The following is a 13,055-nucleotide window of genomic DNA, read 5'->3' as shown; positions in this document are numbered from 1 at the left end:
TATTTTTTCCCTTCACGCAAAAGGCGTTAGGCCTGGGCAGCAAAGAACTGCACGCGCAATCGCATACCGAAAACAAAGCGCCAAAGAGGCTCTTCGGGAAATCGGATATCCCGCGCAAAATTGACCAAAAAGCGAAATCTTAATAAGCTGAACCATTATCAAAGTTTTTGAACATTTTTATTGGAGGGGCAAATGTGGTTGTGCTTGTAACAAATGGAACAACCGGAAACGACAATATCACCACCGGTGTAGAAGATGATGTCATCAACACTTTTGGAGGCACTGATATCATTTCATCCGGTGCCGGGGATGACACCGTAAACCCCGGTGACAATAACGAATTCGACTATACCGACACCGGCACGGGCAATGACCTGCTCATTCTCAGCGATGCCACCAGCGGTTTCCAGGCGTTAGGCTTCGACAGTCTCACCAATGGCGTCACAGTAACCATCGACGGAACGGCAAATACCGGCACCATCGACAAAGCGGCCAGCGGCACAACCACTATAACAGATGTTCGTACCGCAATGTTGGCAGATGGGTTTGGGGTCTTCGGCTCCAATCACAATGATACATTCACGGTAACTGCGGTCGAAGGTGGCTTTGCCATGATGCGCGGTCTGGGCGGCAATGACACGTTCAACATCGTTTCGGGGCCGGGAACGGTCCGACTGGATTATCGGGCCAGTTCCGTAACCACAGGGATCGTCGCCGATCTGGCGACCGGTATTGTTAGCGAAGACGGCTTTGGTGGTACCGACACCATCCTGGGGGACCCGCTCGACCAGATCCGCGGGACTGATCTGGGCGACACGATCTCCGGCTCTGCTGGCGATGACGATATTCGCAGCGAAGGCGGCAACGATCTGCTGAGCGATGGATTGGGTAACGACGTCATTCGTGCAGGTGACGGCAACGACACGATCAATGCGACCGGTGGCGGCGATGATGCCTATAATGAATACTGGTCCGGAATCGGCGATGATGTGATCGATCTTAGCGCTGTGGCTGGCGGGTCCGTCGCGCTGGCACATTTCGATCTGAACGCAGGCATTCAGGTCTCTATCGATGGCGGCGCCAATACCGGCAGTATCGTCAAAAGCTCGGGCGGTACGACGACGCTGACGGATGCGCGAAACGCCATGCTGGTTGATCAATTGATCATCTACGGCACAGCGCATGACGATACCTTCACGGTAAGCACGGTCGAGGGCGGCTTTGCTTCGATACGCGGGTATCAGGGCAATGACACGTTCAACATCGTTTCGGGGCCGGGAACGGTCCGACTGGATTATCGGTCCAATACTGTAACCACTGGGATCATCGCCAATCTGGGCACAGGGATTGTCAGCGAAGACGGCTTTGGTGGTACCGACACGATCCTGGGGGACCCGCTCGACCAGATCCGCGGGACTGATCTTGGCGACACGATCACGGGCTCCGCCGGCGATGACGATATTCGCAGCGAAGACGGCAACGACCTTATCAGCGACGGTTTGGGCAGCGACCGGATTCGCAGCGGTGACGGCAACGACACAATCAATGCAGGCGGTGGAACCGGTGACGCCTTTGACGAAATAAACGCGGGTACTGGCGATGACCTGATCGATTTCAGCGCAGTGACCGATGGTAACATCGGAGTGGCGCATTTCGATCTGAGCATGGGCATTCAGGCCACGATAGACGGCGTAGCCAACACCGGCACAATCGTTAAAGCCTCGGGTGGAACCACGACGCTGACGGATGTGCAAAACGCGATGGAGAACAGCTGGTTCCAGCTTTTTGGCACGTTCCAGAATGACACGTTGACCGCGTCTGCCGCCGAGGGTGGCAATATCGTTCTGCGTGGGTACGGGGGTGACGATCGACTCGTGGTCCAGGATAGCCCGGGGCGCGTAAGGTTGGACTACGATTCGTCTTCCGCATCGACCGGGGTTATTGCCGATCTGGGCACCGGTATCGTTAGCGAAGATGGCTTTGGCGGCACTGATACAATCGTAGGAACCGGTTACTTCGAATTTCGCGGCGGCAGACTGAACGATTCTATTACCGGGTCGGAGAGGGGCGAACGTGTCCGTCTTCGCGATGGGGACGATTTCTTTGACGGTGCTGGAGGTGAGGACCAGGCTCAGTATTCCGGAGTTTCCAGCGATGCCACAATCACGCAATTGGCCTCTGGTGATATCCAGGTGGTCTCTTCCGAAGGGACCGACATTTTACGAAATGTCGAGGTCATTGGGTTTGACGATAGAGAATTACTTGTCGCCGATCTTTTCCCGGTAGGTTCAGAACCGATCACAGGCACGCCGGAAGCGGATGCCTTGAACGGCACAGCCGGCGACGACACGATCCTCGGCCTCGACGGCAATGACCGTCTTATCGGTGACACCGGCAATGACAGCATGGATGGCGGTTTGGGCGCCGATACACTCAACGGCGGCGATGGTGATGACATCATCATCGGCGGGCCAGGTGCGGACGACCTGCGCGACATCGTCTACGCGGGCGAAGGCAACGATTCAGTCGACGCGGGCGCCGGCAATGATCTGGTCTATGGACAGGGCGGCAACGACACCATCGCCGGTGGCTTCGGCGTGGACGAGATCCAGGGCCAGGATGGTGACGACGTGATTACCGGCTCGGCCTTCTCCGATCTGGTCTTTGGCGGCGCCGGGAGTGACTTCGTCAATGGTGGCTTCGGTCATGACCGGATCAACGGCGGCAGTGGCGCGGACAAGTTCTATCACCTGGGCATCTTCGATCATGGCTCTGACTGGGTGCAGGACTACAACGCCGCCGAGGGTGACGTGCTGCTCTTCGGCAATGCGGCCGCTACCCGCGCCGACTTCCAGGTCAACTTCAACCATACCGCCAGCGCCGAGGGCGAGCGCGCCGGGGATGACGCGGTGCAAGAGGCCTTTGTGATCTACCGGCCAACGGGTCAGATCATGTGGGCACTTGTGGATGGGCAAGGCCAGTCCTCGATCAACCTGCAAATCGGTGGCGACGTGTTCGACCTGCTGACCTGACGGTCTCGGACAGACAGGATTCTGGCAAATCTCCGTGGGGATGCCTTGGAGCGCTCCGCCCCACTCTTGCGCGCGGACGTGTCGAACCGGAACTCCCGCTTTGGGAATAAAGGAAAAAGTGGTAGGATCTTGGGCAGCGCGGTCGAGGGGCAGCCCCGCGTATTCGCATTCAATAAAATTCTCAAAGGAAAACTCGCATCAAATAAACATCAGGAGTGACCATGGCTATCATCTCGCAGCCCAGCGGCGACCCGTTTATTGTCAACTCAGACCCTACGGGATTTCAGGATGATGCAGAGGCAGCGCGCCTGACAAACGGGTACGTCGTTGTCTGGCACGACACTGACGAAATGCTGGGCAATCATCGCATTCTTGCGCGGATGTACGATGCCGATGGAACTCCCGGACCAGCCTTCGAGGTTCTGGACGATACCAGTGGAATAGAATCGGAATTGTCGGTCGTCGCCCTGTCTGACGGCGGTTTTGTGGTGTTTCATACCGGTGCGGTCGTCGATGGCTCCTCCACCGGTATCGAAGGTCAGCGAGTGGATGCCAGCGGCACGCTTGTGGGTGATCCATTTCAGGTCAACACCCATACGAACAGCGTCCAAAAAGAGCCGGATGCCGTCTTGCTCAACAACGGCAACCTCGCCGTTGTCTGGGACAGTTTCGTCTTCGACGACAGATTCAGCTATGGAATTGCCGGCCAGATACTGACGACGACCGGTACCAGCAGCGATCCGGACTTTGTCGTCAACACGACTGTCGAGAACGGGCAGACCGATGCCAGCATCGCGGCCTTGGCGACCGGCGGTTTCGTGGTGACCTGGCTGTCAGAAGACCGCGACATCTATGCCCAAAGGTTCGATGGCTCGGGGTCGAAACTGGGCCCCGAGTTCTTGGTCAACTCTGGAGTGGATCCCGATGTGGTTGCGCTTTCCGGCGGCGGTTTTGCGGTATTCTTCACGCAAAGTGTGAATACTCCTGGCCTGGGTACCATCTCGAAAATCGCCGTGCGCTTCTATGACTCTGGCGGAGCGCCTGTCGGGAGCGAGATACGTCTCGACGGCGGCCATGACTTCGACTCGTACCGTCCCTCAGCGACGCAGCTTTCGAACGGCGATCTTCTGGTTATGTGGGGCTCGGACGGCTTGCGCGGAACCGGAGCCGTGCATCCGCCGGGTCTCTATGTTCAGCGGCTCTCTGCCACCGGAGAGTTGATCGGCGACGAAGTCTTGGTAAATGATGATCCCTTGGTCAGCGCTGCTGGTGGTGACTACCTTACGGCACTGTCGGATGGATCGGCCATTGCCACTTTTACCGTTGCAAACGGAAGCGGTCCAGCCTGGCACGAAGTGGCAGCCCAGCTTCTCACATCGGTCGAAGTGCCGGATGGATCGGGGTCTGGTACCATCATCGGCACGCCCGGCAGCGACGAGCTCAATGGCACTGAAGGCGATGACCAGATCGAAGCCAGGGGCGGCGATGACGTGATCTTTGCCAATGGCGGCAACGACCTGCTTCTGGGCGAGGCGGGGGACGATACGCTCCAGGGCGGCGAAGGCGACGACACGCTCGATGGCGGTGCCGGGAATGATGACATCTGGGGCGGAAGCGGCACCGACACCGCCCGGTTCAACGTGGCCAGTACCGAGGTCTCAGGCGGATTGAGCGGCGCGATCTTCACTCTGGTCACGTCCGAAGGCACCGACAGTGTGCGCGAGGTCGAATTCTTCGAATTCACTGACCGGACACTGAGTCTCGTGGACCTGCTGGATCTGGTTTCAGGTGGGGGCACCGGTCCGATCGAGGGCACGCCGGAAGCGGATGTCTTGAACGGCACAGCGGGCGACGACACGATCCTCGGCCTCGACGGCAATGACCGTCTTATCGGTGACACCGGCAATGACAGCATGGATGGCGGTTTGGGCGCCGATACACTCAACGGCGGCGATGGTGATGACATCATCATCGGCGGGCCAGGTGCGGACGACCTGCGCGACATCGTCTACGCCGGCGAAGGCAACGATTCCGTCGACGCGGGCGCTGGCAACGATCTGGTTTATGGACAGGGCGGCAACGACACCATCGCCGGTGGCTTTGGGGTCGACGAGGTCCAGGGCCAGGATGGAGACGACGTGATCACCGGCTCGGCGTTCAGTGACCTTGTGTTCGGCGGTGCGGGCAATGACTTCGTCAATGGCGGGTTCGGGCATGATCGGATCAACGGCGGCACCGGGGCCGACAAGTTCTATCACCTGGGCATCTTCGATCATGGCTCTGATTGGGTGCAGGACTATAACGCCGCCGAGGGTGACGTTCTGCTCTTCGGCAATGCGGCCGCTACCCGCGCCGACTTCCAGGTCAACTTCGACCATACCGCCAGCGCCGAGGGAGAGCGCGCCGGGGATGACGCGGTGCAAGAGGCCTTTGTGATCTACCGGCCAACGGGTCAGATCATGTGGGCACTTGTGGATGGGCAAGGCCAGTCCTCGATCAACCTGCAAATCGGTGGCGACGTGTTCGACCTGCTGGCATAAGGGGCTGATATTTTTCGTGTGAATGTCCTATGCTTCTTCTTGCTCCCCCACCTCTCACAGGGTGGGGGACCCTCTTTTAGAAGTATTTGACCATGGCCCATATTCTTTACAACTCCGCATTTTTCTTCGCTATCCCGGATGTTCTGAGCCGGACCGAGATGAACCGGACCTCCGGCACCGGCACCGCAACCGAGCTTGTCGCCCGGCCGGATGCGGAGAGCGGCGAAAGCGTGACCCTCTCCGGCACTGGCTTTACCTATGACACCGAAGGGGCCCTGACCGGGGGCACGATCACGCGGGTGCTGATCGTGGACACGGCCTTCGGCCCGCCCGGAGCCGAGGTCGAGATCACCGATATCGCATGGACCGTGACCGAGTTCCTGAGCGCACAGGAGGAAAGCCGAGGGAGCAGGTTTACCGAACTGGCCGCGCTTCTCGGCCCGGCACTCAGCATTGACGCCTCGGGGAGTTCGTCTTTCACCATGGAGACCTATGGGGCATCTTTCTGGCCCGACCTGGCGGCGGCGGCAACCGGCGGCCTGACCCTGACCGGATCGCCGGGCAACGATTTCGCCTTTGGGGCAACCGGCAACGACAGCCTGACCGGCGGCACTGGAAACGACCAGCTGCATGGCGGTAACGGCAACGACACGATCGACGGTGGGGCCGGTGACGACTTCATCACTTCGAACGCCTACAGGTCACTCCAGGGCAGCCTGATTTTCGGCGGCGATGGAGACGACAGGATCGGTGATCACCTCGGCCAAACCGGCTCTGATACGATCGACGGCGGGGCAGGCTACGATGTCGTCACGATCTTAGGCCAGACCGCCAGCCCCAGCCATCTGTCGCTGCCCTACATGTTCGAACAGGTGGATGATCTGATCGTCCTCAGCATCGGCGAGGAAGAGGTTCACCTGCGCGATGTCGAGCAGGTTCAGATATCTCACTGGTTCATGCCGAACACGGTTCTTCTGACTTCCGATATCCTCTTTGGCGTCATGTCGCTGGCGGAAACCGGCACTGACGGCAACGATACGATGATCGGCGGCGCCGGCAATGACACGTTGGTCGGCGCGGGTGGCGACGATCTGATCCATGCCAATGACGGTCACGATCTGCTGATCGCCGGGCCGGGAACCGACACGCTCGACGGCGGCGCGGGCAATGACCTGCTGCGCGCCGATCTTCATCCGGGTCCCAGCCTGCTTGTGGGACGGACAGGCAATGACACCCTCCTCGGGTCCGACAGTGGCGACACCCTGCGCGGCGGCGAGGGTGATGACGACCTGAGGACAGGCAACGGCTACAACAAACTGCACGGGGAAGATGGCAACGATACCATCAACGGCGGCGCGCTCCGTGACGAGGTGACGGGCGGCACCGGCGACGACATAATCTTCCTCGGCGACGGCAACGATCTGGCCTATGGCCAGGACGGCAACGACACGATCAATGGCGGCAACGGGGTGGACATGATCGTCGGCCAGGCCGGCGACGACGTGATCACCGGCAACGCCTTTTCCGACATACTGTTCGGCGGCGACGGCAACGATTTCCTCAACGGTGGATACGGATCCGACCGGGTGAATGGCGGATCGGGCGCAGACCGGTTCTTCCACGTTGGCGCTGCGGGCCACGGCTCGGACTGGGTGCAGGATTACAGCGCGGCCGAAGGCGATATCCTGCAATTCGGCACGCTGTCGGCGACCCGGTCACAGTTCCAGATCAACTTCAACCACACCCAGAATGCCGAGGGCGAACGCGCCGGGGACGACGCGGTGCAGGAGGCGTTTGTGATCTACCGCCCGACCGGACAGATCATGTGGGCGCTGGTGGATGGCGAGGGGCAAAGCGCGATCAACCTCCAGATCGGCAGCGACGTGTTCGACCTGCTGGCCTGAATCTTGCACGTGGCGCGGCGACAGGCCCGGACCTAGCCTGTACAAAACGGTCAATTCCTTCCATGGCGTAGGGGCAAAACGGCCAATTTGCCGTACAAATCCGGTTTTGTGGTAATTGCCCTCGTGACCTGGCCAGCGGGACGGGCCCGGGCACGTCAAAGCAACGTGACCGCTTCCCTTCCCATCACCCACAACATATAGTGTGCTACAAAACCGGGAGAGCAACTGCTCGGACATCAGGGGACGCAGGCAATGGCGCATATCATCGTCGTCGGCAACGAAAAGGGCGGTGCGGGGAAATCCACCGTTTCGATGCATGTGGCAAGCGCCCTGGCGCGACTGGGGTACAAGGTAAACACCCTCGACCTCGACTTGCGCCAAAGAAGCCTCGGCCGCTACTTTGAAAACCGCGCGGCGTTCATGAAAAGCTCGGGGCTGCACCTGCCGTCGCCGACAAACCATGATCTGCCCGAGATCGACGCTGCCTCGCTAAAGCCGGGCGAAAACGTGTTCGATCACCGTCTTTCGGCAGCCGTGTCGCGGCTGGAGGCCGACAGCGATTTCATCCTGATCGATTGCCCCGGCTCCCATACCCGTCTCAGCCAGGTCGCACATTCACTGGCCGACACGCTGGTCACACCACTCAACGATAGCTTTGTCGATTTCGATCTGCTGGCGCGCATCGATTCCAGCGGTGAAAAGATCCTGGGGCCGTCGGTGTACTCCGAAATGGTCTGGAACGCCCGTCAATTGCGCGCCCAGGCCGGGCTGAAGCCGATTGACTGGGTCATCGTACGCAACAGGGTCGGGACCCAGCGCATGGTCAACAAGGAGAAGATGGAGCGCGCGATCGAGATGCTGGCCAGCCGCATCGGGTTTCGCATCGCACCCGGCTTTTCCGAACGCGTGATATTTCGCGAGCTGTTCCCGCGTGGACTGACCCTGCTCGACCTCAAGGATATCGGGGTCAAGCAGCTCAACATCTCGAACATCGCCGCCCGGCAGGAGCTGCGCGACATGATGAAGGCGCTCAAGCTGCCGGGTGTCGAGATCGACTTCTGATGTGGCGTGCGGCTATTCGCCCGGCGCACCCTCGTAGATCGTGAACAATTCCTGCGGCTCGGAAACCCCGCGCAGCATGTAGCGGCCCAGGCTAACAAGGTCATGCCCGGTCGGTTCGGCAAACCGTGCCACCGGTTCGGATAGAATGATGTTGCGGCCGACCGACCTGTGAAGCCCGGACAGCCGGACCGTGAGGTTTACCGCCGGACCGATCACCGTGAAGTCAAGCCGGTTGTCCGCACCGATATTGCCATAGAGGATCTCTCCGGCGTGCAGCGCCAGGGTGACGCTGGTCACGGTTTCTCCGCGCGCCAGGCGCGTCTCGTTGACCTCCTCCATGCCCCGGCGCATCTGGACAGCCGCATCCAGCCCGGCGGCAGCCGAGCGTTCCGGGGTTTCGAGGTTGAACATGGCCAAAATGCCGTCGCCCAGAAACTTGAGGATATTGCCGCCGTGCCCCTGGATCACCCCGACCGCCATGCCGAAATACTCGTTCAGCATGGCAATCAACTCAGGGCCCGGGGTGCGCTCGGTCAGCGCGGTAAAATCCTTGAGATCGAAGTAGCACAAGACCGCGTCGATCTGCTGAAGCGAGCCGCGCTGGATCTCGCCCGACAGAACCCGCCGCCCCGCGTCGCGCCCCAGATAGACCTGAAGCAGGTCGCCCGCCATCTGCCGGTTGGCCGCCGATTTCAGCGCCAGCGCCAGTTGCGGCAGCGAAGCGCGCACCAGATCGAGGTCCGCCTCGGCAAAGCCCGCCGACCCGTCACTGGACCACGAGATCAGCACGCCCTCGGGCGTATTTTGCGGGTCGATTTTTTCGAAGGGCACGCGCTTTTCAAGGATGACACCCGCCGCGAAGTAATCGGTGGCCCCGTTGGCGCGCAGCTCATTCAATATGGGAAAGCGGCTTTCTGCATTTGTCTCCAGCAAGCGCTCGCGATACTCGGTCTCGCCACTGTCGAGCAGATGATAGAGCGGGCTGCGCAACCATGCCTCGATCGGGGTCTCGGAATACCCGTATTTGTCGCTGGACACGCCCCGGTCGCGATACCAGTTGTACCCAAGCCCTCCGTATTTGGGATGAAAGGCGCTTTGGGCGACATGCAGGCGGTAAAGGGGCACGCCAAGTTCGACCAGGCGTTCGCAATATCCGTGCAGCAACTCGTCTTGCCGCGCGCCTTCCAGCCCGCGTTGAACCAGCCAATCCTGCAACTGCCCTGCCGCTGCCTGTCTTGCATCACCGTCACTCATCACATCGCTCCTGTATCGGCCACAACCGATATGGTATCGCCACAACCCGCACCACAGACCGCAACGGATCAATCCATTCCGGCCAAGCGCCGCAGCATCATCCTGAGCAGGGCCGCTTCACCCTTGGTGAAATGCGCTGCCATCCGCTCGTCATACCGCTCGGCGATACCGCGAAGCTCCCGGTAGACCGCCTGCCCCGCCGCCGTCAACGCCAATTGCTCGGATCGCCGATCAGCCTCATCACGTGTGCGTGTAAGGTATCGACGCTGAGCCAGCTTGGCCACGGCGCGGCTGACCTTGGTCTTGTGAATCAAGGCGCGTTCGCCAATCTGCTTGGCCGTCATTTCGCCGTGCGTGCCGAGGTGAAACAACACCCGCCACTCTGTACGCAGCATGCCATAGCGATTCTTATAGATCTGCTGAAACTCCAACGAACTCTGCTCCGCCGCCTGATTCAGAAGGAAAGGCAGGAAATTTCGCAGATCGAAGTCATCATTTTCGGGTATTTTGGTCTTTGTCATGCTTGTTAGTTACAAAATCAACTATTATCCGACAAGTAGTAAACGGAGGAACGCGCGAATGAACCGTCCGATCGACCCACATCAACTGACCCAGGCGGCCACTGCAACCGGCACGACCGAAGGTTATATGCCCGGCTGGGGCAACGACTTTGAGACCGAGGCGCTGCCCGGCGCCCTGCCCCAGGGTATGAACAGCCCGCAGAAATGTAACTATGGCCTTTATGGCGAACAGCTCAGCGGCACTGCCTTTACCGCAACGCGCCCCGAGCGCACCTGGTGCTATCGCATCCGGCCCTCGGTGAAGCATTCGCACCGCTTTGAAAAGATCGACCTGCCCTATTGGAAATCGGCCCCCTGCATCGACCCCGATGTGATCAGCCTGGGCCAGTACCGCTGGGATCCGGTGGCACATTCGGGCGCGGGGCTGACCTGGCTCACCGGCATGCGCACCATGACCACCGCCGGAGATGTGAACACCCAGGTGGGCATGGCCAGCCATATCTATCTGGTCACCGAGTCTATGGTGGACGACTATTTCTTCTCCGCTGACAGCGAACTGCTGGTGGTACCGCAAGAGGGACGGCTGCGCTTTGCAACCGAGCTGGGCATCATCGACGTCGAGCCCAAGGAAATCGCCATCCTGCCGCGCGGCCTGGTCTATCGGGTCGAGGTGCTGGAAGGCCCGTGCCGCGGTTTTGTCTGCGAAAACTATGGCCAGAAGTTCGAGCTGCCGGGTCGTGGCCCGATCGGTGCCAACTGCATGGCCAATCCGCGCGATTTCAAATCGCCGGTCGCCGCGTTCGAGGATCGCGAGGCGCCCTCGACCGTGACGGTGAAATGGTGCGGACAGTTCCACACCACTAAGATCGGTCACAGCCCGCTGGACGTGGTAGCGTGGCATGGCAATTACGCCCCGGTCAAATATGACCTGCGCACCTATTGCCCTGTGGGCGCGATCCTGTTCGACCATCCCGATCCGTCGATCTTTACCGTGCTGACCGCGCCGTCGGGCGTGCCGGGCACCGCCAATATCGACTTTGTCCTGTTCCGCGAGCGCTGGATGGTGATGGAAGATACCTTCCGCCCGCCGTGGTATCACAAGAACATCATGTCCGAGCTGATGGGCAATATCTATGGTCAGTACGACGCCAAACCGCAGGGCTTTGTCCCCGGCGGGATGAGCCTGCACAACATGATGCTGCCGCATGGACCGGACAAGGAAGCGTTCGAGAAGGCGTCGAACGCCAATCTCGGCCCCGACAAACTGGACCAGACCATGTCCTTCATGTTCGAAACCCGTTTTCCGCAACACCTGACCGAATTCGCCGCCAAGGAGGCGCCGCTTCAGGACGATTACATCGATTGCTGGACCTCGCTGGAGAAGAAATTCGACGGCACCCCTGGCAAGAAATAAGCTGCGGCTGAGGGGGCCCGGATTTTTCCACGAAAAATCCCGGTCCCGCCCGTGACATCCGTTTGGAGACAACATGCCCCTTTTGAAATCCTGGGTGGCTTCGGCCAATAGCGCCAATCACCCGTTTCCGCTGAACAACCTGCCCTATGGCGTCTTCTCGACCGGCGAGGATGAACCCCGCTGCGGCGTGGCCATCGGCGACATGATCCTCGACATGGCCGCGGCCGAGGCCGAGGGCCTGGTCGCGCTCACTGAATATCCTCTGTTCGACGTGCCCTATTGGAACGACCTGATGGAGGAAGGCCCTGCTGTCTGGGCCGCCCTGCGCGAACGGCTGTCCGCGCTTCTGGCCAAAGGGTCGAAAGAGCAGGAGGCTGTCGAACCGCTGCTGGTGCCGATGGCCGAAGCCACGCTGCACATGCCGCTGGTGGTCAGCGAGTACACCGACTTCTACGCAGGCCGTCAGCACGCTCAGAACATGGGCGCGATCCTGCGCGGCTCACCCGATCTGCCGGCAAACTGGCTGCATATCCCGATCGGCTACAATGGCCGCGCCTCCTCGGTCGTGGTGTCGGGCACGCCGATCCACCGCCCCAACGGCCAGACCAAGGCCCCCGATGCCGAAATGCCGTCATTCGGCCCCTCGAAACGGCTCGATATCGAGCTGGAAATGGGCGCCATCGTCGGCACCGGGTCCGAGTTCGGACAGCCGATCACGGTGGACGAGGCCGATGCGATGATCTTTGGCTATGTGCTGCTGAACGACTGGTCGGCACGCGATATCCAGGGCTGGGAATATCAGCCGCTGGGGCCGTTCCAGGGCAAGGCATTCGGCACCTCGATCAGCCCATGGATCGTGACGGCGGCGGCGCTGGAGCCGTTCCGCGCGCCCACGCCGCCGCGTGAGAAAAAGCTGCTGCCCTATCTGAGCGGCAGCAAGGAAGGGCTTTATGACATCGAGCTTGAGGTTCTGATGCAGCCTGAAGGCGCCGACAGCGCTTCGGTCATCGCCAGGACCAACTATAGCCGCATGTATTATTCGGCGGCCGAGCAGCTGTGTCATCACGCCATCGGTGGCTGTGCGATGAATGCGGGCGATCTGTTGGGCTCTGGCACCATCTCGGGGCCGGAACGGAGCGAATTCGGTTCGCTGATGGAACTCAGCTGGGCCGGGCGCGAACCCTTCACGCTGGAAACGGGCGAGACCCGGGGCTTTATCGAGGATGGCGATACGCTGACCCTGCGAGGCAATGCGCGCGGCGACGGCTATACCATCGGCTTTGGCGATTGCGTGGGCCAGATCCTGCCCGCCAAGGCCTGGGGCTGAG

The 13,055-nt window shown here is 60.4% G+C and carries 8 protein-coding genes; 6 read left to right on the top strand and 2 right to left on the bottom strand.

Annotation, left to right across the window (positions count from 1 at the left end):
* The first annotated feature begins 194 nt into the window (after positions 1-194).
* The 4 genes from OEZ49_RS02015 (at position 195) to OEZ49_RS02000 (ending at position 8,538) form a co-directional block, all read left to right on the top strand.
* Complete coding sequence (locus OEZ49_RS02015; protein ID WP_263386764.1) at positions 195-3,032, top strand: beta strand repeat-containing protein; 2,838 nt, start codon at positions 195-197, stop codon at positions 3,030-3,032.
* A gap of 221 nt (positions 3,033-3,253) precedes the next feature.
* Entirely contained in the window at positions 3,254-5,572 is a 2,319-nt protein-coding gene (locus OEZ49_RS02010; protein WP_263386763.1) for a calcium-binding protein, read from the top strand.
* 92 nt (positions 5,573-5,664) lie between these two features.
* Complete coding sequence (locus OEZ49_RS02005) at positions 5,665-7,476, top strand: calcium-binding protein (RefSeq protein ID WP_263386762.1); 1,812 nt, start codon at positions 5,665-5,667, stop codon at positions 7,474-7,476.
* A 252-nt stretch (positions 7,477-7,728) separates the two neighbouring features.
* Entirely contained in the window at positions 7,729-8,538 is an 810-nt protein-coding gene (locus OEZ49_RS02000) for a division plane positioning ATPase MipZ (protein ID WP_263386761.1), read from the top strand.
* 12 nt (positions 8,539-8,550) lie between these two features.
* Here the strand turns inward: OEZ49_RS02000 and OEZ49_RS01995 are convergent, their stop codons facing one another.
* Complete coding sequence (locus tag OEZ49_RS01995) at positions 8,551-9,792, bottom strand: adenylate/guanylate cyclase domain-containing protein (RefSeq protein ID WP_263386760.1); 1,242 nt, start codon at positions 9,790-9,792, stop codon at positions 8,551-8,553.
* A 68-nt stretch (positions 9,793-9,860) separates the two neighbouring features.
* The gene (locus OEZ49_RS01990; RefSeq protein ID WP_164130220.1) at positions 9,861-10,313 is read right to left on the bottom strand and encodes a MarR family winged helix-turn-helix transcriptional regulator; all 453 of its coding nucleotides are present in this window, start codon (positions 10,311-10,313) and stop codon (positions 9,861-9,863) included.
* A 58-nt stretch (positions 10,314-10,371) separates the two neighbouring features.
* On the opposite strand from OEZ49_RS01990, the gene hmgA reads away from it, so the two are divergent.
* On the top strand, positions 10,372-11,727 hold the full coding sequence (gene hmgA / locus OEZ49_RS01985) for a homogentisate 1,2-dioxygenase (protein ID WP_263386759.1): 1,356 nt from the start codon (positions 10,372-10,374) through the stop codon (positions 11,725-11,727).
* 73 nt (positions 11,728-11,800) lie between these two features.
* Positions 11,801-13,054 (top strand): fumarylacetoacetase, encoded by a 1,254-nt coding sequence (gene fahA, locus OEZ49_RS01980; protein ID WP_263386758.1) that lies wholly within the window; start codon positions 11,801-11,803, stop codon positions 13,052-13,054.
* Position 13,055 lies beyond the last annotated feature (1 nt).

Source organism: Ruegeria marisflavi (assembly GCF_025673445.1).
Lineage (GTDB): Bacteria > Pseudomonadota > Alphaproteobacteria > Rhodobacterales > Rhodobacteraceae > Ruegeria_B > Ruegeria_B marisflavi.
Note: the sequence above shows the minus strand (reverse complement) of the source record. Positions and strands in the feature narration are given on the sequence as shown.